This window comes from Luteibacter sp. 621, from assembly GCF_050435445.1.
Classification (GTDB): domain Bacteria; phylum Pseudomonadota; class Gammaproteobacteria; order Xanthomonadales; family Rhodanobacteraceae; genus Luteibacter.
The window spans coordinates 100,600-123,029 of the sequence record NZ_JBNDKI010000016.1 but is presented as its reverse complement, the minus strand read 5'-3'; the positions used below and the strand labels follow the sequence as shown (position 1 = coordinate 123,029).

Genomic DNA, 22,430 nt, shown 5'->3' with positions numbered 1-22,430 from the left:
GGCCCCCCCCCCCCGTTGGGGCGCGCAGCGCCCGGCGAGGGTTGCTGGGGGGGCCCCCGCCCCCCCCCCCCCCCCCGCTCCTACACAAGAAAAAACGCCGCCCCTGAGGGCGGCGTTTCCATCAAAACAGGGCCCGGGGCGCTCAGCGAGCGTCCAGCACCGTGTTCCATTCCTTCACCTTGGCGGCCTGCTTCTCGAGCAGGGCGTCCACGTCGCCGGAGACTTCCACCTTCTCGATGGTGTCGTCCTGGCGGATGGCGTCGACCACCTTCTGGTCTTCCGCACCCAGGATTTCGCCGAAGACGCTGTGCTTGCCGTCCAGCCACGGGGTGGGGCCGTGGGTAATGAAGAACTGCGAGCCATTGGTGCCCGGGCCGGCATTGGCCATCGAGAGGATGCCCGGCTTGTCGTGCTTCAGGCTGCTGTCGAACTCATCGCCAAAACGGTAGCCCGGGCCACCGCGGCCGGAACCTTCCGGGCAGCCGCCCTGCACCATGAAATCGGCGATCACGCGGTGGAAGGACAGACCGTCGTAGTAACCACGCTTGGCCAGGTTCACGAAGTTGGCCACCGTCATCGGGGTCTTGTCGTCGTGCAGGCGCAGGTGGATGTCGCCCTTGTTGGTCTTCATGGTGACGTTAATGGTCATCGTATTTCCTGTAACTCGTTGATATTCGGTCAAACGCTCATTGCGCCGGACCCAGGGGGGCTGCAAAGGCTAACGAAGATGGCGCCCGAGGCCAAAGAACTCAAGCGGCACTGCGTGATGAAAGGATTAGCCCGGCGGCAAGGCCAGGGTCTTGGCGGTAACCGGCCCGGGGCCACGGGGCCGGGTATCGCGGACCAGGGCGTCCTCCGGCAGGGCCCTGCCTTCGACCAGGTGCGCCCAGGCCCGGTCCAGCGCCGCGTAGCCGAAGGGCAGCAGCGGCGCGTGGCGGTCGCCGAAATCCGGGAAGGCCAGGAAGGCGTCGAAATGCTGGGCGTGGGGGACTTTCCAGAACACGGGTGAGCGGTCGTGGGCGCGAAGCCACGCGACGTAGGGCTCTGAACTGAAAGACACCGGGATCAGGCCGTCGTCGGTGCCGTGGACGACGAGGATGGGCAGGCCCTCGCGCGGGAGGGCCGCCGCCGTGGCGGCCAAACCCTCGCGCAGCTTTCGCGCATCATCCCCCTGCCCGGTCCATAGCTCGCGCAGGCACAGGCAACCCGGCAGCGTTGGATCCAGCGACAGATCGGTACCGCCGGCCAGGTTGATGCCTGCATGCGGCGGCACGCCCGAACCGTCGGCCCACCAGGCGGCGCGGAGAATCGCATCCGCCGGGGTCGCGACACCCGCCACACGCTGGACCTCGTACGAAAACCCGCAAGGCATATGCCCGGCCTCACGCCGGAGATACGCTGAGGCGTACGCCACCGAGACCGAGCGCCACAGATCCAGCCACGTGGACGACGCGGCCACCTTCAACGCCTCATCGCGCCAGCCCGATGCACGCAGCAGCGCCAGCGCGTCGGCCGCCTGCGCCTGAGGGGTACTGCCTTCCAGCTTGCCGTGCGCGCGTAGCGCTGCGCCACGCAAGGCCCAGGCAGGTGGTGATGCGATGCCGGTGCGAGCGAATGGCACCCCGTCGAATGCCGGCGCCGCCAGTGCCGCCGGCAGCAGCACGGCCGCTTCCGTCGCATAGTCGTAAAACGCGCGGCCGTGACCTTCGACATGGATGTTGGGCTCAAGGGCGACCACGGCGGATAGCAACCCTTCGGCATCGTCGCCAGCGGCACGCAACACCGCCCCGCCGCCGTTGGAAATACCGGTCGCGATAATGCGCGTGTTTTGCGGCGTGAACGGTGCTTCGTCGGGGAAGGCGCGATCGAGCATCGCCAGGCCAAAGCGTACGGCCTGCAGCACGTGGCGACCCCAATCCGCTTCGGGGTTATCGCCTGAGTGCGCGTGCTTTGCCGCGATGCCTGCGTCGGACGACAAGCCCTTCGGCTCGAACTCCAGCTCGTCGCGCCCCGCGTTCGTACGCGTGCCATCGAGAGCGACACCCGTGTTATCCGCAGGGTCGAAATACCCTGCCCCGGTGCCCTTGTCGGTGTAGACCACGGCACAGCCACGCGGCAGCCCCCACCCGCCGGCGAGCGCGATCGATCCGTAAATGCCGCGCGACCCGGATGACGCGCTCACCACCAGGCAACGCCTCTGCCGGTCGAACGCATCCGGCACCTGGACGAGCACGCGATGCGGATGCCGCGCACCGGGGAGCCGTGCGAACGTGGTGAATTCGCGACCAGGCACATCAGGCACGTCGCCGTAGATGCTGCCGAAGCCACCCAGCGGGCCGAGATCCGCGATACCTCGCCAACTGCTCTGGATGGCCCGCCGGCGCAGTTCTTCTGGCGTGGGCGCGGCAGGCGATACGAACCTCGCAGGTACACCTGAAAGCCCGCGCAAACCCAGGCCCGCACTCAGCAGGTCATCGCCACCGCGATGAAGGGTTACCCGCACTTCGCCAAACGTATCGGTCACCGCGCCGCGTCCTTTTACTGCATTCGGCTAACGATACCGACTCATCCGGATCGCCGCGAGTCCGCTTGCGAGATCACCCGCGCCCAACTATTCGCCGAATGCACACAGCCCAACGCACTCCTTGCCGTCGAACGCCTGCTTGATGCTCTCGAACCGTGCCGACTCGTCGGGCTTGCTGAAGGCCGCCGCGCGAACGACCTTGAAGTACATATCCCTGCGCTGCGGCACGGTCAACGCGCGAGCGACGGCAGGCGCTGAGTCGGAGGCGGCCGCAAGCATGGCAACATGCATCGCGAGAGGGCCATCCTCATACATGGGCATCATCGTGAGGAAGCCTGTGTACATCTGTATCTCGGCCTGGCGCAATTCCCGTATGTCTTTCATCACCGACTCGCGGTCCCCTTTCGCCAGAGATCCGGTATGCGCTGACATTGCTGACAAGGCGTGCGCGCCCCCATCCATCGCAAGCGCGGACAGCGGGGCAAGCACCGCTTCGTACTTCCTGATGTTCGCGGCAATCGCCGCCTGCATGTCGGTTGCGCCCGGCGCGATGCCTTCGAGCACGTACGGACGCACAAGTTTGCCGAGCGTCTGCCTGAGCAACGTCAGCCGATCGAGATCCTGGGCCATGTCCGGCCCCTGTCCGAAAACAGTCTTGGCACTGGCGGACGCCAGAAGCGCCTGTACACGCGGGTCGGATGCGGGCAAAGGCGGCCCGGCAGGATTCTGTGCGGCGATGACCGCGTTCGCGCGGCGAATGAACTCGTCGATGCCCGGGCGGTTCTGCGCCACTGCAGGCACCGAGAGCGCGATGAGCAACAGCGCAGCCAATACTGCAGCGGTGATTCGATAACGCATGGACGTTCCCTGTTCTGCGGATGCGCAGCATAGGACAGGACGAGGCGTGGATACATACCTGGCCTGGGCGTCAGCAACCTATCGCGCGCAAGCGCGCTCCTACAAGGTATTCGGGTGCGCAGCACCACAGCACTCCCTGCGCACGCTATGCTCCGGCTTCCCGGCAGGAGCCGGACGAACCCAGGGGATACCGAGCAATGATTGCCCGTCGTACCGTGCTGCTTTCCGCAGCCATTACCGCCGCATTGGGCCTGGCGGCCTGCCATAAGAAAGATGAGGCGCCCCGCGCCGATCCGCAGGCCGTGGCCGCCGCACAAGCCGCCCTTTCGTCACCTGCGTGGCTACGCCAGCACCTGCCCGCGCAGACCGTGGCCTATGTCCGCATTCCTTCGCCGTGGGGCATGCTCAATGCCGTGCCGAACGGCCGGCCGCTCGATGCGGCGCTCTCGGCCAAGGCGCACATCGAAGCCATCGGGAAGATCCGCGATGCGCTGTCGAAGGACACGTTGCTCGCCGAGCTGAAGGTCGCGCCGGCGCTTAACCTGTTGCTCGGCGATTTGCGCTCCCCTGTGGAAATCGCGCTGGTCGATCCGCTCGGCATTCCGTCGCCGTCATCGCGCATGATGGCCACGGCGCTCGTCGATTACCCCAGCGTGGATGCGCTGAACGCGCGCCTGGCCAGCCTGGCCGGTGACGAGAAGCTATTGGCCGCACCGCTCGATGCGCAGGGCAACGGCATGCTGGCGGGCGGCTCGGCCGCCGTCCATTTCGATGTGGCCCAGCACCGCCTGTGGCTCGCCAGCACAGTCCCTGTCGGCAAGAACGAGCCGATGGACGCGCAGGCGCTGACCGGCCTCGCGGCGGACATCTACAAAGCCAGCGCGAGCACCGTGCCGCCCCTGCTCAGCGCCCTCGAAGCACGCATCGACACCAGCGGCGAAGGCTTCTTCGGCTGGGTCACCGTGCGCGGCATCGGCGCGGTTGCCGCCGCACAGGCGGGTGACTCGTCGCTGGGCAAGCTGCCCGCTGATTTTGCCTCCAAGGCCGATGCCATCGCCTTCGGCGCGGGTACCGTCAACGGCCGCGGCCAGCTCCAGCTCCTGATCCACTCGCCGCAGGCCCGCCTGCTGCAGTACCTCGCCCCCACCTCGTTCGCACCCACCTTCAAGACGGTGGGCGAAGCCCATTGGGCCTTTACGCTGTCAGCACCCACGGCCGAGGGCTGGAAGGCGATGGACGCCAACCTGAACCTCGATTTCGGGCCGGAGGGGGCGAAGAAGATCCAGGAGTTCGGCGACACGCTGCAGAAGCGCCTGCACATGGCGCCGACCGACTACTTCAGCTGGTTCGGCCCCGAATATGTGTTCTTCGCCGATGACGCGGGCACCTATACCGCCGTGCGCGTGCGCGACTGGAAGGCCTGGCACGACCGCCTTGCCCAGAACGCCCAGTTCGGCTGGAAGACCGGCACCGTCAAGGTCGATGGCGAGGAGGTTCATTGGATGACCGCGCCCAATGGCGCGGATGACGTCCTACAGCCGAACACCCCGCCTGAAATGCAGAACCTGATGCGCGTCGTGGCGCGCACGGGCGGCCGCGGCTGGTGGACCGAGGAAGGCGACTGGGCGATCTTCGCCAAGGTGCCCCAGGCCCTGTCGGATCGCTCGGCAGCCGGTCCCGATGCCTCCATGGAGGACTGGTTCAAGGCGCACGCCTACCAGGGCCAGCGCACCGTGGCCGGCTTTGCCGCCACCAGCCATGGCGCCCAGCGCGATGCGTACTACACCTACCTGTCGATCCTGCAGGCGATGACCGGAGTGGCCGGCTCGGATGGCGACATCGCCGCCCTACCCTCGGCCCATACCCTGGGCTTGCCCGACAAGGGGGTGATCGGTGCGGGGCTGGAAATCGACAAGGAGACCCTTGGCCTTTCCGTCACGTATGAGCAGTCCCCGGTGGAGATCGCCGGTGCCGGCGGCGGCGCCACGGGCATGGCCACGGTGGCGACGGCCGCGATCATCGCCGCCATCGCTATCCCGCAGTACCAGGCCTACATCATCCGTAGCCAGGTCTCGGCGGCGCAAGCTGGCATGCAGGAGGTTCAGCAGGCGGTGGCCAGCAAGCGCCTCGCCAGCGGCAAGTTCCCCGCAACCAACAGCGCGGCTGGCCTGGGCGCCCCGGAAAGCCTGGGCGGCGACTACCTGGGCAGCGTGGAAATCGGCCCCGGTGGCGAGATCATCGGTACGTTCGACACTACCCCGCCCCATAAGACCAACCAGAAACTGGAAGGCGGCCAACTGGTCCTGACCCCCAGTGTCGAGGGCAAAAGCGTGCAATGGCGCTGTTCGGCCGAGGGGATTGACCCGAAATACCTCCCGGCCAGTTGCCGGGATGAGCCCATCGAGCCGTAAATAGCCGGTCGCGCCGGGGCCCGAGACGTGGCCCCGGCGCCGTCATGCGAAAGTTCGAAAAAGTCTTTATAATCGTCGGCTTCCCATCCCAAAGAGGCCGCCCGGCTGTGAAGCCGGTGCACGACGCATGTCCATCGAATTCCTGCGCAATATCGCCATCGTCGCCCACGTCGACCATGGCAAGACCACCCTCGTCGACCAGCTGCTGAAGCAGTCGGGCACGCTTAACGAGCGTACCGTGCTCGCCGAGCGCGTCATGGATTCGAACGACCAGGAAAAGGAGCGTGGCATCACGATCCTGGCCAAGAACACGGCCATCACCTGGGAAGACAAGAAGACGGGTGCGAAGAACCGCATCAACATCGTCGACACCCCGGGACATGCTGACTTCGGCGGCGAAGTCGAGCGCGTGCTGTCCATGGTCGATACCGTGCTGATCCTCGTCGACGCGATGGACGGCCCGATGCCGCAGACGCGCTTCGTCACCCAGAAGGCCTTCGCGATGGGCTTCAAGCCGGTCGTGGTCGTCAACAAGGTTGACCGTCCGGGCGCGCGTCCGGAGTGGGTCGTCGAGCAGGTGTGGGACCTCTTCGCCAAGCTCGGCGCCACCGACGAGCAGATGGATTTCCCGATCGTCTACGCCTCGGCGCTGAACGGTTACGCCTCGCTGGACGAGAACGTGCGCGAAGGCGACATGACCCCGCTGTACGAAGCGATCATGAAGCACGCGCCGAAGCCGGACGTGGATCCGGAAGGCGCCTTCCAGATGCGCATCAGCCAGCTGGACTACAACAACTTTGTCGGCGTCATCGGCATTGGCCGCATCCAGCGCGGCACCCTGAAGAAGGGCATGCCGGTTTCGGTTATCGATCGCCACGGCAAGAAGCGCCAGGGCAAGGTCGTGCAGGTGCTCGGCTTCCTCGGCCTTGAGCGCATTGAGCAGGACACCGCCGAAGCCGGCGATATCGTGGCCATCTCGGGCATCCCCGACCTCACCATCTCGGACACCGTCACCGCCCTGGATACCCCGGAAGCGCTGCCGGCACTGAGCGTCGACGAGCCGATGATCAGCATGACCTTCCAGGTCAACAACTCGCCGTTCGTCGGCAACAAGGATCTCTCGGGCGGCAAGTTCCTCACCAGCCGCCAGCTGCGTGAGCGCCTGGATCGCGAGAAGGTGCACAACGTCGCCCTCCGCGTGGAAGACGGCTCCGATGCGGACAAGTTCCTGGTCTCGGGCCGCGGCGAGCTGCACCTTTCGGTGCTGATCGAAAACATGCGTCGCGAAGGCTACGAGCTGGCCGTGTCGCGTCCGGAAGTCATCCTCAAGGAAATCGACGGCCAGAAGATGGAGCCGATCGAAGAGCTGGTGATCGATATCGAAGAGATCCACCAGGGTGGCGTCATGGAGCGCCTGGGCATCCGCAAGGGCGACCTGAAGAACATGGTCTCCGACGGCCAGGGCCGCGTGCGCCTGGAGTATGAAATCCCGGCGCGCGGCCTCATCGGCTTCCAGAACCAGTTCAAGACCCTCACCCAGGGTTCGGGCCTGCTGTTCCACGTGTTCAAGCACTACGGCCCGTACACCCCGGCACCGATCGCCAAGCGCCAGAACGGCGTGATGATCGCGAACGCTGCGGGCAACACTCCGGCCTACTCGCTTGGCCCGCTGCAGGAGCGCGGCAAGCTGTTCGCCGCCGAAGGTGATTCGGTGTACGAAGGCCAGCTGATCGGTATCCACGCGAAGGACAACGACCTGACCGTGAACGCGATCAAGCCGAAGCCGCTGACCAACATGCGCGCCTCCGGTAAGGACGATGCGATCCAGCTGACCCCGGCGACCAAGTTCACCCTGGAGCAGGCACTGGACTTCATCGACGATGACGAGCTGGTCGAAGTCACGCCGAAGGAAATCCGCATGCGCAAGAAGCACCTGACGGAACAGGATCGCAAGAAGGCCTCGCGCGGCGGTTAATCACCACCCGCAAGCCCACAAAAAAGCCCGGCGAAAGCCGGGCTTTTTTGTGCATATCCGAACGGCATCGCCCCCGGCCTCGCGCTAGCGAATCGGTTCATTCGCTGGCGCGAATGAGCCGATCGCGCCCAAAAGCGGGCCCAATCAATCCCCCCGCTCGCGCACCAGCTTCAAGAGAAGATCGATCTGCTCCTGCTGCTTCATCAGCATCAGCTGCAGCTGGTCGTTACGCATCTGGTCCAGCTTCTCGTGCAGGCCCATGATCTCGATCTCGGCCTTCAGGTTCACCTTGTAATCGTTCGTCGCGTCCATCCGGTCCTTCGCCGCCTGGCGGTTCTGGCTCATCATGATCACTGGCGCCTGCACGGCGGCCAGCATCGACAGCATCAGGTTGAGGAAAATGTAAGGGTACGGGTCGAATGGCTTGTGCAGCACCCAGCTGTTCACCCCCGTCCAACCCACCAGGATCAACGCGAACACGATGATGAAGGTCCACGAGCCGCCGAAGCGCGAGACCTTGTCGGCCAGGCGCTCGCCGAAGCTCATGTCATCGCGGAAGACCTCATTGATGTTCTCCGTGACCAGTTTGCGCTGCATGAGGCGATCGAGCAGGTGGCGCTCGGCGTGTCCCAGATCATCGAGGCTTTTGGCGAACCAGCGGTGGGCAGCGTGTTCAGGGGTGTGTTCGTTGCTGGACATGGCTAAAACTCCGGGCGGCGTGCCTGATGGCGGACACTATACCGCTGGCGTGTGCCCGCTCTTGTACGGGTGCGCTTGTGCACGATCAGCCTTGTCATACACCGGATCGCGCGCAAGCGCGCTCCTACAAAAGCTAGGGGGCGCGCGATCAGGCCGCGCCCCGTCACGTGGCGCGCAGAAGCATCCCGGCGCCTACCCAGCTCGTTTGGCGGTGAAAGGGACTGGGGCGTCTTCGACACCGCGGACCTGGCTTTCGAGATCGCCGCGCAGGCGTGGCAGGTAGGCTGGGAATTCGCGGCGGACGAACGCAATCAGGCCTTCGCGTACCTTGCAGCGCAGGTCGAACGACTTGCCGGAGTTGGACGAGCTGACCAGGGCGCGGATCTGCATGCCTTTGTCGTTGCTGTCCACCACCTGCATCACCATGACCCGGCCATCCCATTCGGGCGCGCCCTTGCAGATGCGCTCCATCTCGCCGCGCAGCGGCTCCAGGGGCAGGCCATAGTCGAACCACAGCAGCACCGAGCCAAGGATCTGCGACGACGTGCGCGTCCAGTTCTGGAACGGGGTTTCGATGAAGTACTGCAGCGGCACGATCATCCGCCGCTCGTCCCAGATCTTCACCACCACGTAGGTGCTGGTGATCTCCTCCACCTTGCCCCACTCACCCTCGACGATCACGACATCGTCGATGCGGATAGGCTGGGTCAGCGCGATCTGGATGCCGGCGATGAGGTTACCCAGCACCGGCTTGGCGGCAAGGCCCACCGCGATGCCCGCGATACCCGCCGAAGCCAGCAGGCTTGCGCCGAACTGACGAACGGCCGGAAATGTCATCAGGGCAACGCCAATACCCAGAACAACGGTCACCACCATGCCCGTTCGCGCAAGAACCCGCGATTGCGTCTGCAAGCGCCGGGCACGCAGGTTGTCTTCCAGGTCGATCGGATTGAAGCGCGACACCGTGGCCTCGACCGCGCCGATACAGCGCACGAGGAACCAGGTGCATGCGCCAATCAGGCACACGCCGAGCAGGTGTTCCAGCCCATCAATCAGCCGGGCCGGCTCGTCGGGTGCTACACGAAAGGCCAACAAAACCATCGCCAATGGCACGATCGCTTCCAGTGGCGCGTTCGCCCTGGCCACGATGCTTGCGCCCATGGGGTGGCGTATCGCGAACCGGCGCAATAATGCGTCGGCTGCGCGGTGGATGAGGCCCGCGACCACGAGCGCGATGATGATCACCAGCGCAAAACGCGTCCACGGATGCGAGATGTCGGGCATCCAGTCGGAGGAGTTCATGGGCCCCTACCCTAATGGCTAGTATGTCGACGCTTTGTTGTGGCGCATCAAACGCAGGTTAAAGTAGCCGCATGAGCGATGCCGATTCCGCGCAACACATCCTGCCCGACGTGCTTGAGCCGGGCCTGCGCCTTGTGTTCTGCGGCACGGCGGCGGGTACGCGCTCCGCGCGCGATGGGGCCTATTACGCGCATCCGGGCAACATGTTCTGGCGTGCGCTGCATGCGGTGAGATTGACGCCGCGCCTGCTCGCGCCGGCGGAGTACCCGCTGATGCCTGGTTATGGCATCGGTTTTACCGACCTCGCGAAATACCATCACGGTAACGATAATCAGCTGCCGCGCGATGCATTCGATGTTGAAGCGCTGCGCACGAAGGTCCAGGCGTTCGCACCACGCATCATCGCCTTTACGAGCAAGCAGGCAGGCATGGCCGCGCTCGGCAAGGGTATTGCGACCGGACGGCAAAGCGAGCCCTTCGGCGGCGCGAGCGTGTGGGTACTCCCCTCACCCTCCGGCCAGGCCCGCGGCTCGTGGAACATCGCGACCTGGCAAGCGATGGCGGATGAGGTGCTTCAGATACCGCCCGGCGTCGACCGGTAAGCGCGCACATCGTTCGGTGACACCGATGACGCGCGGTTCGACCACGCGTGGCGGATGTACGTAACCACGGCAGCCGCATCATCGTCGGTAAGCACCTGCGCGAATGGCGGCATGGAGTAAGGCCGCGGATGCGAAGCCGTGGCCGGCGCGAAACCGCCGGACAGCACCACCCGAATCGCATTGATGCCGGTCGGCTCGGTCACACTGACATTGCCATCGAGCGGCGGGTACGCATCGCCTTTGCCGCGGCCGTCGGCGCCATGGCAGTCCGCGCAGTGCTGCGCGTATACCTTCTGCCCCGCCTGGGCCACCTGTGCGGCATCCACGGCGTTGCCACGCTGACGCACCGGGGCGCGCGGCGGCAACGTCTTGAGGTAGGTGGCGATGGCAGCGAGGTCGGCATCGTTCAGGTGCTGCGTGCTCTTGAGCACTACCTCTGCCATGGGCCCGAGTGCGCTGCCCTTCGATGACCGGCCCGTTTTAAGCAGTGCCACGACATCGGCTTCGCTCCAGCCTGCAAGGCCACCCTCCGGACCCATCGACAGGTCAGGCGCGTACCAGTTCTGCACCGGGATAAGGCCGCCGGCAAGGAAGGGATCGGTCACCATCGCACCGAAGCTGTTGCGGTTGGCGTGGCATTCGTTGCAATGGCCCAGGCCCTGGACGAGATAGGCGCCGCGGTTCCATGACGCGGATTGCTTCGGGTCGGGCTGGTACTCACCTTCGTCGAAGTACATCAACCGCCACGTCGCCATGAGCGAGCGCATGCGGTACGGCCAACGCAACGTGTTCGGCGTATCAGGGTTGCGCACCGCGGGCAGCGATTTCAGATAGGCGAACATCGCATCGCTATCGGCCCGGGTCACCTTGGTGTACGAGGTGAACGGGAACGCCGGATACAGTGACGTGCCGTCGTGCGCCTTGCCGCTGTGCAGTGCCTGGTAGAAATCTTCGGCACTCCATGTGCCCAGCCCGGTCTCGTGATCGGGCGTGAGGTTCGGCGATGGGATGGCGCCGAATGGCGTGGGCACCACGCGGCCACCGGCCATGGGTTTGCCGTTGCGGGCGGTGTGGCAGCTGGCACAGTCGCCGATGGTGGTCAGGTATTGGCCTTCGGTAAGAGCATCGCGCGCAAGCGCACTCCTACAGGCGGTGAGGGCTAGCAATAGCGCGGCGATCTGGAGGGCGGTCTTCATCGGGTCAGCCTCCCAGTACGCCGCAACGCAGGGGCGGCTTGACGCTCCCGGCGGGTTCCGCGTGCGCGTCGGGCGGCACGGGGCGCGAGGCCAGCCAGGCCGAGACGGCGCTGATGTCTGCATCGGTCAGGCGACTGACCACGGTGGCCATGCAGTCGGGCGCTGTCGTGCTGCGTGTGTTGGTGCGCCATGAGCCTAGTTGCGCGCTGACATAGTCGTATGGGAGGCCGACCAGACCCGGGATATCGGGCTGCACGCCCGTGAGGTTCGGGCCGTGGCATGCCATGCATGCGGGCACACCCTTCGCCGCATCGCCCTTCGTGACCAGTTGCTCACCGCGCGCCATGGCCGCGGGCGACATGGCCGGGGTCGGATGCCTCTCGTACGGCACCTGCTGGCCGGCGAAGTACGCCGCGATCTCGCGCATGTACGGCTCATCCAGCGGCGCGACCATGTTCTCCATGATCTCGTAGTGACGCAGGCCCTTCTGGAAATCCTGCATCTGGCGAAGCAGGTAACCGGCGGGCTTGCCGGCCAGGCGGGGGTTGAAGGCGTTATGGCCACCTTCGCCGTGGGGACCATGACAGCTGGCACAGGCGGCAATGCGCTGCTCCAGCGTATCGGGCACAGGGGCCTCCTGCGCCTGGACGTGCGCCGCAAACGCAAGCGCAAACACTGCCAGCACGGTCCATCCGAACGAACGTCGCATCCGCCTGCTCCCCTGGGGTCCACCTTGGGTGTTGCCTGAGTATAGCCACACGGCCTGGGGCCACTGGGCTACCATCGGCCGGACCACCGGGGGAGAGACCTTATGCCGCAGCACCGCCACGCGCTCGTTGTCGCGCTCGCACTCCTGCTACCGCTCGCCGCCCACGCGCGCGATGCCAGCGAAGAGGATGCGTTTGCCTCCATCGCCACGCTCAAGAAGGCCTACGCCCGCGGCGAGCTCACGCCCACCGGCATGACCCAGCTCTTCCTGGATCGCATCGCGACGATCGACAAGGCCGGCCCGCGGGTGAATGCCGTGCTCGAGACAAATCCCGATGCGCTGGCCATCGCCGGCAAAACCAGCGGCAAAGGCAAGGGGCTGCTCGCGGGCATTCCCATCCTGCTGAAGGACAACATCGACACGGGCGACCGCATGCAAACCACGGCCGGCTCACTGGCCCTGGCGGGCAGCACCGCACCGAAGGATTCCGCCGTCGCCGCCCGGCTGCGCAAGGCGGGCGCGGTGATCCTGGGCAAGGCCAACCTCAGCGAATGGGCGAACATCCGCTCCAACCACGCTACCAGCGGCTGGACGGCGCGCGCGGGCCTCACCCTCAACCCGTACGTGCTCGATCGCAACGCCTGCGGCTCCAGCGCAGGCTCGGGCTCCGCCGTAGCCGCCGGCCTGGTGACCGTCGCCATCGGCAGCGAAACCGATGGCTCGATCATCTGCCCGGCTTCCATGACCGGCCTGGTCGGCATCAAGCCGACAGTAGGCCTGGTCAGCCGCACCGGCATCATCCCCATCTCGCACAGCCAGGACACCGCCGGCCCCATGGCCCGCAGCGTGGCCGACGCCGCCACGGTGCTCAGCGCCATCGCCGGCAGCGACCCGAGCGACCCGGCGACGAAAGACGCCGACAAACACGCCACCGATTACACGAAGTTCCTCGACCCCAACGCACTGCGTGGCAAGCGCATCGGCATCGTCCGCCAGCTCGCCGGCATCGAACCGAATGCCGATGCCGCACTGGAAAAGACCATCGTGTTACTGAAGGCCCAGGGCGCTACCGTGGTCGATAACGTCGAGATCCCGCACCTGAAGGAACTCAGCGAACACGAGCTCGATGTGATGCTCTACGAATTCAAGCACGACATCGCCGCCTACCTCGCCACGCGCCCGAACCAGCCCATGAAAACGCTGGCCGACCTTATTGCTTTCAACGAGGCGCACAAGGACCAGGAGATGCCGTGGTTCGGCCAGGAGCTGTTCCTCATGGCCCAGGAAAAGGGCGACCTCGACGATCCGAAGTACAAGGAGATCGTCGAGAAGAATAAGCGCCTTGCGGGTCCGGAAGGCATCGACGCGGCGCTGGCGAAGGATCAGCTCGATGCGCTGCTCGCACCGAGCTGGGGCCCGGCGTTCGTGAACGATCTCGTCCTGGGAGACCACGTGGTCAGCGGCGATCCGACCGTCGGCGGCGTGTCCGCGCCTGCCGCCATTTCGGGTTATCCGTCGATCACCCTGCCCGTCGCTTTCGCCCACGAGCTACCGGTAGGCGTCGTGTTCTTCGGCGCGAAGTGGAGCGAGCCCACGCTGATCGCGATCGCCTATGGCGTGGAGCAGAAGGCTAATGCGTTCCAGCGGCCGAAGTTCCTGCCGACGTTGCCGGTGCGCTGACCCGCAGATGTAGGAACTCACCTTGCAAGTGATGCGGTTCGCGTTGGTGCAACTGCACCTGCGGCGCCGCTGCGAAAGATGTTGCCCACAGGGTGGGTTCCTAAAAAAAAGCCCGGCGATAGCCGGGCTTTTCGTCTTACATCGCCGCGTATTCGCGAACGATGGGCGCCAGCTTGGGATCTTCCAGAGCCATCGCCAGCGTAGCCCGCACCAGGCCCGCCTTGTTACCGCAATCGAAGCGCGTGCCTTCGAACTTGTACGACAGCACCTGGCCCTTGTCCTTCAGCAGGTTCTCGATCGCATCGGTGAGCTGGATCTCGCCACCGGCGCCCGCGCGCGTGCGCTCCAGGAAGCCGAAAATCTCGCGCGGCAGCACGTAGCGGCCAACCACGGCGAGGTTCGACGGTGCATCGGCCGGCTTCGGCTTCTCCACCATGTGTTCGATACGGCCCGTGCGATCGTTGAGCTCGGCGCTGAGCTTTACCACGCCGTACTTGTCCGTCTCGTTCTCGGGCACTTCCTCGACGGCGATCACGCCGGCGTGCTCCTTGTAGGCCAGGTCGGACATCTGGCCCAGGGCGCCACGGCCCTTCGTCCAGATAAGGTCATCCGGCAGCATCACGCCGAAATATTCCTCGTTCACCACGGCCTTGGCGCGCAGGACCGCATCGCCCAGGCCAAGGGCCTCGGGCTGGGTCACGAACACGCAGCGGACGCGCGGCGGCAGGATGCCGCGAAGGATGCCGAGCAGCTCTTCCTTGTTCTTTTCCGCCAGCTTTTCTTCCAGCTCGTAGGCCTTGTCGAAATAGTCGGCGATGGCGTGCTTGTAACGGTTGGTGACAAACACCAGCGTGTCGGCACCGGCGTCGACGGCCTCATCCACGGCGTACTGAATGAGCGGGCGGTCGAGCACCGGGAGCATCTCCTTAGCTACCACCTTGGTCGCGGGAAGGAAGCGCGTACCGAGGCCAGCCACCGGAAATACCACCGTGCGCAGGGGTTGGGTCATGCGATGTCTCCACTTTCGTTGCGGCGAAGCGGCAGCACGTTATCGACCTGCGGCTCGCTCCAGCGGAACGAGGGCAGCAGCTGCGATACGCACCGACGCAGGGTTTCTTCGTCAAAGGCCCACACCGCCTCTTCGGCGCGGCCCAATTGCGTTTGCAGCAGATCCCACGAGACCTGGCGGTGTTGGGCCTGGAAGATCTTGGCGTGGGTGGTGCTCGTGTAATTCTCCAGCGGGTGGAACAGTTCTTCGAACAGCTTCTCGCCCGAACGCAAACCTGTGTAGACAATCTGTATGTCAGAACCGGGACGCTTGCCCGCGAGCCTGATCATCTGTTCAGCCAGATCGCGGATTTTCACCGGGTCGCCCATGTCCAGCGCGAAGATCTCGCCGCCCTTCCCTAGCGTGGCCGCCTGCAGGATTAGCTGGCAGGCCTCGGGAATGGTCATGAAGTAGCGCGAAATCTCCGGGTGCGTGATGGTCACCGGGCCGCCCTGGCGAATCTGCCGGCGGAACAGCGGCACCACGGAACCGGCCGAATCCAGGACGTTACCGAAACGCACGGTGATAAAACGTGTCGCCGTATGCGCCGCGAGATTCTGGCACCAGATCTCCGCCATGCGCTTGCAGGCACCCATGACCGAGGTCGGGTTCACCGCCTTGTCGGTGGAGATGAGTACGAAGGTCTCGGCGCCGCAACGCACGGCGGCATCGGCCACCACGCGCGTGCCCAGGACGTTGTTGCGGAATGCTTCGCGCAGCTGGCCCTGGAGCATGGGCACGTGCTTGTACGCGGCGGCATGGAAAACGATCTGCGGCTGGGTCTCTTCGAACAGGCGGTTAACGGCGACCGATTCACGGGCGTCGGTGAGCACGCCGTTGAAGATCAGCTCGGGATACGCCGAGGTGAGCTCCTGGCCAATGCGGTACAGGTTGTACTCGGACATCTCGACGACGGTGAGCGACGCCGCGCCCAGGCGAGCGACCTGGCGGCACAGTTCGGAGCCAATGGAACCGCCACCACCGGTGACCAGCACGCGACGGCCACTGATGGTCTCGCGAATGGCCGTCCAGTCGAGTTCCACTGCGTCGCGTCCGAGCAGGTCCTCGATCGCCACTTCCTTGATCTCGTTGAACTGCGCGCGACCGGCGACGACATCTTCCAGGCGCGGCACCGTGCGAAATGGCAAGCCCGTGCTTTCGCAGAACGCCACGATACGGCGCATCTGCGCCGTGGTGGCACCCGGCACGGCGATCAGCAGCATCTGCACCGCCACAGCCTTGGAAAGCTCGGCCAGTTGATCGACCGTACCCAGCACAGGCACGCCGCCGATCTGCGCACCGCGCAAGGCAAGGTTATCGTCCACAAAGCCGATGACGCTGTAGCGGCTGTCGCGGCGCAGGTCACGGGCCAGCGCATCGCCGGCGCGGTCTGCGCCAACGATCAGCACGCGTTTGGTCGGCACCGACTGGAACAGGTCGATGCGGCTGTCCTTCCAGAACCGGTAACTGAGGCGCGGCAGGCCCAGCAGCACCACCAGCACCACCGGGTACACCAGCAGCACGGAGCGCGGCACGCCATCCAGGCGCGCGTACATGACCATGGCCAGGCCGATGATCAGCGAGCCGATCACGGTGGCCTTGATGATGTTCCACAGATCGGGAAGGCTGGCGAAGCGCCAGACGCCTTTATAGAGACCTGTCCAGTTGAACACCGCGCCCTGCACGAGCAGGACCAGCGGGAATTCCATGGGCAGGTAGGTAACCGGCGCGGACTCGGGCATCAGCGCGTAGCGCAGCGATTTCGCAATCCACCATGCGAATGCCGCCATGGCCAGGTCGTGCGCGACGACGGCGGTGCGAGGGTGGATGATGCCTATGAATTTACGCAGAAACATGTCGCTCCCTTCGACGCAAGCACGACCGCTTGCCAGTACGCCAGGCCGCTGCCCCCAGCAGGTAGGCCACCCCGCAGCATGCGGGCGCCACCGCCGGATGGCGGAGCGCGATCCATGCGCTGGGTACACAAACGAAAAGATTCCAGACCAGGTAGCCCGTCGCCACCCTTGTATGGGTTTCCCCCCGCCTTACGAGCCATTGGTACAGGTGCTCGCGATGTGGAGTGTACCAGCGAGCACCACGCAGGATTCGCACGAGCAGCGTCAAGGTCGCGTCGATGACGAAGACCGAGGACAGGATGAGTTCAGGCCATAAGAGGTCGGTGCGCCAGGCCCACAGCATGGCCGTCAGGGCGAAGACGATGAAGCCGACCGTGGCGCTGCCCACATCGCCCATGAAAATGCGGGCCGGGGACCGATTAAACCACCAGAACCCCAGGGCCGCGGCATCCAGTGCCGCCGCGGCAATGCCGATCCCGTAGGCCCCCGCGCTCGCCGCGACGAGGGCCGTGGCCCCGCCAAAGAACATGGCCTGGATGGCGGCCATGCCGTCTATCCCGTCCATGAAATTGTGCAGGTTGATACACCACACCCCCGCAAGAACTAACGGAACCGCCCACCACACGCTGGCGGTATGGCTGGATACCGCCACGCAAAAAAGCAGGGTGGCCGCCACCTGGATCAGCAGCCGGGGCTTGATCGGCAGTGAGCCATGGTCATCCAGCCAGCCGATGGCGGCAATGGCGATCACCCCGACCGTGAACGCGCCGACCACCCCCGCCCCCGGTGACGGCGGAAGGAGCAGCAAGGCCGCAGGCATGCCCACGAGCGTACCGATGACGATACCGATGCCGCCCCCGCGCGGTGTAGGCACGCTATGCGAGCGCCGCTGCCCCGGCACATCGAGCATGCCCTTGCGATGAGCATAGGCGATGGCCGCCCGCACGCTGGCGAACGAAACGAGGAAAGCGACAAGCAGGCAGCCCGCGGCGAACACGTGCGGGTCGGGCAACGACAGGCTCATTCGTTGGCAACACCGTGGATGGGCCGTACGGTGCCCCAGTTCTTGCAGCTCGGGCACTGCCAGTGGTGCGCTTTTGCGCCAAACCCGCACCGACTGCAGCGGTACATGGCCTGGCCTTCGAGCAGCTTGCGGGTCAGGTCGCGCAGGATCAGGTAGTTCTCGCGCGCCTCGCCGGATACCTTGTCCATCGTGGCATCAATCAGCGCCATGAGTCCGCGCACGGAAGGCCGCTTGCGCAGCTGGCCGGTCAGGAAATCGATCGCGGTGCGCTCACCATCGCGCCCTTCATAAAGCCGGGTGAGTGCGAGCACCGGCGAGATGCCGTGGTAACGCACCATGATCTCGCGCAGGAACGTCTCCGCACGATCCATCTGCTGCGAGCGTGCATAGCAATGCAGCAGCGGCGGCAGGATCTCGGGCACAAACGCGATATCCGCCGCGATCGCTGCCTCGTACGAGGCGATTGCGCTGGGCATGTCGTCGTCTTCCGAAGAAAGCCGGCCGGCGATCATGTGCGCGCGAACGCAATCGGCCTGGCAGGCAAACGCTTCGCGGATGTAATCGCGCGCCTCAGTACGGGCGCCGTGCTGGCGAGACTGCTCGGCAAGCTCGCAGTAGAACTGGGCGATCATGGCGACCTCTTCTTCGCCCGTCATGGCCTCGAGCCGGCGGGCGTGGTCGATGGCCTTGTGCCATTCGCGCTCGTGTTGGTAAATCGCAATGAGATGGCGCAGCGCCGACGGCGCCAGTGCATCCATGGCCACCAGATCGGAAAACAGTGTTTCTGCGCGATCGAGCAGGCCCGCACGCATGTAGTCCTCGCCCAGCTCAAGCAAGGCGACCGTCTTCATTTCATCCGACAGCCCCTGACGCGAAACCAGGTGCTGGTGCAGGCGGATAGCCCGATCGACCTCGCCGCGCTTGCGGAACAGGTTACCCAGGGCCAGGTGCGTCTCGACCGTATCCCGGTTGTACTCGGCCAGGCGCAGGAATACTTCGAGCGCCTTGTCCTGCTCTTCATTGAGCAGGTAATTCAGGCCACGAAAGTAATCCGAGGAAAGTTCGTTGACGCGCGCGCCAGAGCGCCGGGCATCGGTACGGCGTGCCAGCCACCAGCCACAGGCAAATGCAATGGGCGGTACGAGCGCCAACAACCAGATCGGGTTCATGCGGCTTTCGCGCTGGCTACCTTGCGGTCGCCGAGGGCTCGGCGGCGTTTGCGCTGGTGGGCGAACGAAGTGCCCAGCCACGCCGTGAGGCCACCCAGCACCCAGCCGACCAGCAGGAAGGCGAGCATGGCACCACCCTTGGGCAGGGACGCCCGGGTGAACCCGAAATCGAAGGGCACGAGGTCGGCGTTGAGCGCGCCGAAAATAATGCCGGCGGCGGCGAACAACAGCAGGAAAAGTATGACGATCAGACGCATCCGGCGACTGTACCCGAATCATGAAAGGGTTGGGGTGGAACGGTTTGGAATTTGTACAGTTTTCAGGGCCAAAGGTTGCGCCCAAAAAAAACGCCGCTTAGGAAGCGGCGTCTTCGAGGGCCAGGTTTACGCGTTCGCGTAGTTCCTTGCCCGGCTTGAAATGAGGCACATGCTTACCTGGCAGGGCTACCGCCTCACCGGTCTTGGGGTTGCGCCCCATGCGCGGCGGACGGAAGTGCAGCGCGAAGCTGCCGAAGCCGCGAATCTCGATGCGCTCGCCCGTGGAAAGGGCATGGCTCATCTGTTCGAGCACGCTCTTGACGGCAAGTTCCACATCGCTGAAGGCAAGGTGGGTCTGGCGCCGCGCCAGCGCCTCGATCAGTTCCGACTTGGTCATGGGTCCCCTGGTTCTTCGATAAAGCTGACGCAAACAACAGGTTACAACAAGTGAGGGGCGGATTTCCCGCCCCTCACTCCGACTTTTTAGTCGGCCTTGTTCATCTGCTCCTTGAGGAGCGCGCCGAGCTTGGTCGTGCCACCGGCAGCGGACTGGTAGTCGGCCATGGTATCGGCCAGCTCTTCCTCGTCCTTCGCGCGGATCGACAGCTGCAGCTGGCGGCCCTTGCGATCCATGCCCGTGAACTTCGCCTCGACAGCGTCACCCACCTTCAGGTGCAGGGTGGCGTCTTCAACGCGTTCCTTGGCGATGTCGTTGGCACGGATGTAGCCCTCGACGCCTTCGCCCAGGTCAACCAGCGCACCCTTGGCGTCCACTTCCTTGACCGTACCGGTCAGGACCGTGCCGCGCGGGTTCGTGGCCATGAACTGACCGAACGGATCCTGCTCCATCTGCTTGATGCCAAGCGAGATGCGCTCACGCTCCGGATCCACGGCGAGCACCACGGCTTCGACTTCGTCGCCCTTCTTGAAGTTGCGGACGAGGTCTTCACCCGAGGCCTGCCACGAGATGTCGGACAGGTGGACGAGACCATCGATACCGCCATCGAGGCCGATGAAGATGCCGAAGTCGGTGATCGACTTGATCTGGCCGGACACCTTGTCGCCCTTCTTGTGCATGGCGGCGAAGGCTTCCCACGGGTTCGAGCGGGTCTGCTTGATACCCAGCGAGATGCGGCGACGCTCTTCATCCACGTCCAGGACCATGACTTCCGTCTCGTCACCGACCTGCACGACCTTGGCCGGGTTGACGTTCTTGTTGGTCCAGTCCATTTCGGAAACGTGCACCAGGCCTTCCACGCCCGGCTCGATCTCGACGAAGCAACCGTAATCAGTCACGTTCGAAACCTTGCCGAACAGGCGGCTGCCGACCGGGTAACGGCGGGCAATCGCGACCCACGGATCGTCGCCGAGCTGCTTCAGGCCGAGCGAAACGCGGTTGCGCTCGCGGTCGTACTTCAGCACGCGGACGTCCAGCTCGTCGCCAACGTTGACGACTTCCGACGGGTGGCGAACACGCTTCCACGCCATGTCGGTGATGTGCAGCAGGCCATCGATGCCGCCGAGGTCAACGAATGCGCCGTAATCGGTGAGGTTCTTGACCACACCCTTGACGACCGCACCCTCGGTGAGGCGCTCAAGCAGCTTCTCGCGCTCTTCGGAGAACTCGGTCTCGACGACGGCGCGGCGGCTGACGACCACGTTGTTGCGCTTGCGGTCGAGCTTGATGATCTTGAACTCGAGGTCCTTGCCCTCGAGGTAGACGGGGTCACGGACCGGACGCACGTCGACCAGGGAGCCCGGCAGGAACGCGCGGACATCCTTGATATCGACCGTGAAGCCGCCCTTGACCTTGCCGGAGATCTTGCCGGTGATGGTCTCTTCCTTGTCGAACGCCTGCTCGAGGTCGTCCCACACCATCGAACGCTTGGCCTTCTCACGGGAGAGCTTGGTTTCACCGAAGCCGTCTTCGAGCGCATCGAGCGCGACCTTGACTTCGTCACCAACCTCTACTTCGAGAGCGCCGTTCTCGTCCTTGAACTGCTCGATAGGAACAATGCCTTCGCTCTTCAGGCCAGCGTTGATCACCACCACGTCATTGCGGATTTCCACAACGATACCGGTGACGATGGAGCCGGGCTTCAGCTTCGAAATGGCCTGCTGGCTCTGTTCAAACAGTTCGGCAAAACTTTCAGTCATGTTGATTCCAGGGTTATGAAAGGCCGTACCCGGCGCAGGCGTGCATCAGTGAACGCGAGCGGACGAGGGACCCACCGGTTGTGGGTGCTTACGGAGGGGCCACATACATGGAGCCCCCGGGCACCGTTGCCAAGAACCCGCGCACACTGCGCGGGCGATGTGCCGAATGCGCCCTACGGGCGCACCACGGCGAAAACTTTTGCTACCACCACCTCAATGGGCATGCCGGTCGTATCGATGACGACGGCGCCCTCGGCGGGCTTCAACGGGGCGACGGGCCGCGACGCATCACGCTGGTCGCGGGCCTCGATTTCCCGTTGCAGGCCTGCAAGTGTAACGCTGAGCCCCTTATCCTTCAACTGCTTATAGCGCCTTTTCGCACGCTCGGCGGCACTGGCGGTGAGGAAGACCTTGAACGGGGCATCCGGGAAAATCACCGTACCCATGTCCCGGCCGTCGGCCACCAGGCCCGGGGCCTTGCGGAAAGCCAGCTGCAGGTCCACCAGGGCCTGCCGGACAGAGGGAATCACCGCGATGGCCGAGGCTGCCGCTCCTGCCGTTTCCGTGCGTAGCTCGTCGGTGGCGTCGTGGCCGTTGACCAGCACATGGGTCTCACCGCCATCGGGACTGGCCTGGAAGCGGATCTTGATGTGCTGGGCGCAGCGGGTCACGGCCTCCTCATCGGAGAGATCGATGCCCTCGGCGCCTGCGGCATAGCCCACCGCCCGGTACAGCGCGCCGGAATCGAGCATGCGCCAGCCGAGCTTCTCGGCGACCAGGCGGCTGATGGTGCCCTTGCCGGAGCCCGAGGGGCCGTCGATGGTGAGGACGGGGACGGGCGCGTGGGCCATGGGATACCTCGGTCGCGAAACCGGCATGATACAGCGTGCCGCGTTCCGACACCGCCCAATGGACACGCTTCGACACGCGTGCTACAAGCCCCCAACCTACTGCACCACGCCA

Annotated in this window: 19 protein-coding genes; 4 read left to right on the top strand and 15 right to left on the bottom strand. The window is 64.9% G+C overall.

Annotated elements, in window-relative coordinates; all coding sequences use genetic code 11:
• Positions 1-142: 142 nt before the first annotated feature.
• The 3 genes from ABIE56_RS16465 to ABIE56_RS16455 all read right to left on the bottom strand — a co-directional run bounded on the left by ABIE56_RS16465 (position 143) and on the right by ABIE56_RS16455 (position 3,382).
• Positions 143-649: a peptidylprolyl isomerase gene (locus tag ABIE56_RS16465; protein WP_429244873.1), complete on the bottom strand. Its 507-nt coding sequence runs from the start codon at positions 647-649 to the stop codon at positions 143-145.
• Between the two features lie 126 nt (positions 650-775).
• Positions 776-2,524: a 3-hydroxybutyrate oligomer hydrolase family protein gene (locus ABIE56_RS16460; protein WP_429244872.1), complete on the bottom strand. Its 1,749-nt coding sequence runs from the start codon at positions 2,522-2,524 to the stop codon at positions 776-778.
• A gap of 87 nt (positions 2,525-2,611) precedes the next feature.
• Positions 2,612-3,382, bottom strand: coding sequence for a hypothetical protein (locus tag ABIE56_RS16455; RefSeq protein ID WP_429244871.1), 771 nt, complete (start codon positions 3,380-3,382; stop codon positions 2,612-2,614).
• Positions 3,383-3,579: 197 nt separating this feature from the next.
• Between ABIE56_RS16455 and ABIE56_RS16450 the strand changes: the two genes are divergently transcribed.
• Entirely contained in the window at positions 3,580-5,793 is a 2,214-nt protein-coding gene (locus ABIE56_RS16450; RefSeq protein WP_429244870.1) for a pilin, read from the top strand.
• Between the two features lie 127 nt (positions 5,794-5,920).
• Complete coding sequence (typA, locus tag ABIE56_RS16445) at positions 5,921-7,768, top strand: translational GTPase TypA (protein ID WP_429244869.1); 1,848 nt, start codon at positions 5,921-5,923, stop codon at positions 7,766-7,768.
• 144 nt (positions 7,769-7,912) lie between these two features.
• Here typA and ABIE56_RS16440 read toward each other — a convergent pair whose 3' ends face one another.
• Complete coding sequence (locus tag ABIE56_RS16440) at positions 7,913-8,467, bottom strand: DUF1003 domain-containing protein (protein WP_429244868.1); 555 nt, start codon at positions 8,465-8,467, stop codon at positions 7,913-7,915.
• Positions 8,468-8,659: 192 nt separating this feature from the next.
• Entirely contained in the window at positions 8,660-9,769 is a 1,110-nt protein-coding gene (locus ABIE56_RS16435) for a mechanosensitive ion channel family protein (protein WP_429244867.1), read from the bottom strand.
• Between the two features lie 71 nt (positions 9,770-9,840).
• Here ABIE56_RS16435 and ABIE56_RS16430 point away from each other — a divergent pair, with 71 nt between their 5' ends.
• Positions 9,841-10,371: a mismatch-specific DNA-glycosylase gene (locus ABIE56_RS16430; RefSeq protein ID WP_429244866.1), complete on the top strand. Its 531-nt coding sequence runs from the start codon at positions 9,841-9,843 to the stop codon at positions 10,369-10,371.
• Here the strand turns inward: ABIE56_RS16430 and ABIE56_RS16425 are convergent.
• Both ABIE56_RS16425 and ABIE56_RS16420 read right to left on the bottom strand, forming a co-directional pair.
• On the bottom strand, positions 10,344-11,567 hold the full coding sequence (locus tag ABIE56_RS16425; protein ID WP_429244865.1) for a c-type cytochrome: 1,224 nt from the start codon (positions 11,565-11,567) through the stop codon (positions 10,344-10,346). The genes ABIE56_RS16430 and ABIE56_RS16425 overlap by 28 nt on opposite strands.
• 4 nt (positions 11,568-11,571) lie before the next feature.
• Entirely contained in the window at positions 11,572-12,276 is a 705-nt protein-coding gene (locus ABIE56_RS16420) for a c-type cytochrome (protein WP_429244864.1), read from the bottom strand.
• A 102-nt stretch (positions 12,277-12,378) separates the two neighbouring features.
• Here ABIE56_RS16420 and ABIE56_RS16415 point away from each other — a divergent pair, with 102 nt between their 5' ends.
• Positions 12,379-13,956: an amidase gene (locus tag ABIE56_RS16415; protein WP_429244863.1), complete on the top strand. Its 1,578-nt coding sequence runs from the start codon at positions 12,379-12,381 to the stop codon at positions 13,954-13,956.
• Between the two features lie 136 nt (positions 13,957-14,092).
• On the opposite strand, the gene ABIE56_RS16410 is transcribed toward ABIE56_RS16415, so the two are convergent.
• The 8 genes from ABIE56_RS16410 to cmk form a co-directional block, all read right to left on the bottom strand.
• The gene (locus ABIE56_RS16410) at positions 14,093-14,965 is read right to left on the bottom strand and encodes a UTP--glucose-1-phosphate uridylyltransferase (RefSeq protein WP_429244862.1); all 873 of its coding nucleotides are present in this window, start codon (positions 14,963-14,965) and stop codon (positions 14,093-14,095) included.
• A complete protein-coding gene (locus tag ABIE56_RS16405) occupies positions 14,962-16,860 on the bottom strand; it encodes a polysaccharide biosynthesis protein (RefSeq protein ID WP_429244861.1) in 1,899 nt (632 codons plus the stop codon). Before ABIE56_RS16405 ends, ABIE56_RS16410 begins: the two co-directional genes overlap by 4 nt.
• Positions 16,847-17,884 (bottom strand): MraY family glycosyltransferase, encoded by a 1,038-nt coding sequence (locus ABIE56_RS16400; RefSeq protein WP_429244860.1) that lies wholly within the window; start codon positions 17,882-17,884, stop codon positions 16,847-16,849. The genes ABIE56_RS16405 and ABIE56_RS16400 overlap by 14 nt, the downstream gene beginning before the upstream one ends.
• A complete protein-coding gene (lapB, locus tag ABIE56_RS16395; protein WP_429244859.1) occupies positions 17,881-19,053 on the bottom strand; it encodes a lipopolysaccharide assembly protein LapB in 1,173 nt (390 codons plus the stop codon). The genes ABIE56_RS16400 and lapB overlap by 4 nt, the downstream gene beginning before the upstream one ends.
• Positions 19,050-19,310, bottom strand: a complete 261-nt coding sequence (locus ABIE56_RS16390) for a lipopolysaccharide assembly protein LapA domain-containing protein (RefSeq protein WP_429244858.1) — start codon at positions 19,308-19,310, stop codon at positions 19,050-19,052. Before ABIE56_RS16390 ends, lapB begins: the two co-directional genes overlap by 4 nt.
• Before the next feature lie 97 nt (positions 19,311-19,407).
• On the bottom strand, positions 19,408-19,707 hold the full coding sequence (locus ABIE56_RS16385) for an integration host factor subunit beta (protein ID WP_247335824.1): 300 nt from the start codon (positions 19,705-19,707) through the stop codon (positions 19,408-19,410).
• An 86-nt stretch (positions 19,708-19,793) separates the two neighbouring features.
• Positions 19,794-21,467 (bottom strand): 30S ribosomal protein S1, encoded by a 1,674-nt coding sequence (gene rpsA / locus ABIE56_RS16380; protein WP_429244857.1) that lies wholly within the window; start codon positions 21,465-21,467, stop codon positions 19,794-19,796.
• Between the two features lie 173 nt (positions 21,468-21,640).
• Positions 21,641-22,318, bottom strand: a complete 678-nt coding sequence (gene cmk / locus ABIE56_RS16375; RefSeq protein WP_247435536.1) for a (d)CMP kinase — start codon at positions 22,316-22,318, stop codon at positions 21,641-21,643.
• Between the last annotated feature and the right edge of the window lie 112 nt (positions 22,319-22,430).

Coding starts and splice junctions, on each gene's coding strand:
- ABIE56_RS16465 (WP_429244873.1), bottom strand. CDS start 649: ATGACCATTAACGTCACCATGAAGACCAACAAGGGCGACATCCACCTG.
- ABIE56_RS16455 (WP_429244871.1), bottom strand. CDS start 3,382: ATGCGTTATCGAATCACCGCTGCAGTATTGGCTGCGCTGTTGCTCATC.
- ABIE56_RS16450 (WP_429244870.1), top strand. CDS start 3,580: ATGATTGCCCGTCGTACCGTGCTGCTTTCCGCAGCCATTACCGCCGCA.
- typA (WP_429244869.1), top strand. CDS start 5,921: ATGTCCATCGAATTCCTGCGCAATATCGCCATCGTCGCCCACGTCGAC.
- ABIE56_RS16440 (WP_429244868.1), bottom strand. CDS start 8,467: ATGTCCAGCAACGAACACACCCCTGAACACGCTGCCCACCGCTGGTTC.
- ABIE56_RS16435 (WP_429244867.1), bottom strand. CDS start 9,769: ATGAACTCCTCCGACTGGATGCCCGACATCTCGCATCCGTGGACGCGT.
- ABIE56_RS16430 (WP_429244866.1), top strand. CDS start 9,841: ATGAGCGATGCCGATTCCGCGCAACACATCCTGCCCGACGTGCTTGAG.
- ABIE56_RS16425 (WP_429244865.1), bottom strand. CDS start 11,567: ATGAAGACCGCCCTCCAGATCGCCGCGCTATTGCTAGCCCTCACCGCC.
- ABIE56_RS16420 (WP_429244864.1), bottom strand. CDS start 12,276: ATGCGACGTTCGTTCGGATGGACCGTGCTGGCAGTGTTTGCGCTTGCG.
- ABIE56_RS16415 (WP_429244863.1), top strand. CDS start 12,379: ATGCCGCAGCACCGCCACGCGCTCGTTGTCGCGCTCGCACTCCTGCTA.
- ABIE56_RS16410 (WP_429244862.1), bottom strand. CDS start 14,965: ATGACCCAACCCCTGCGCACGGTGGTATTTCCGGTGGCTGGCCTCGGT.
- ABIE56_RS16405 (WP_429244861.1), bottom strand. CDS start 16,860: ATGTTTCTGCGTAAATTCATAGGCATCATCCACCCTCGCACCGCCGTC.
- ABIE56_RS16400 (WP_429244860.1), bottom strand. CDS start 17,884: ATGAGCCTGTCGTTGCCCGACCCGCACGTGTTCGCCGCGGGCTGCCTG.
- lapB (WP_429244859.1), bottom strand. CDS start 19,053: ATGAACCCGATCTGGTTGTTGGCGCTCGTACCGCCCATTGCATTTGCC.
- ABIE56_RS16390 (WP_429244858.1), bottom strand. CDS start 19,310: ATGCGTCTGATCGTCATACTTTTCCTGCTGTTGTTCGCCGCCGCCGGC.
- ABIE56_RS16385 (WP_247335824.1), bottom strand. CDS start 19,707: ATGACCAAGTCGGAACTGATCGAGGCGCTGGCGCGGCGCCAGACCCAC.
- rpsA (WP_429244857.1), bottom strand. CDS start 21,467: ATGACTGAAAGTTTTGCCGAACTGTTTGAACAGAGCCAGCAGGCCATT.
- cmk (WP_247435536.1), bottom strand. CDS start 22,318: ATGGCCCACGCGCCCGTCCCCGTCCTCACCATCGACGGCCCCTCGGGC.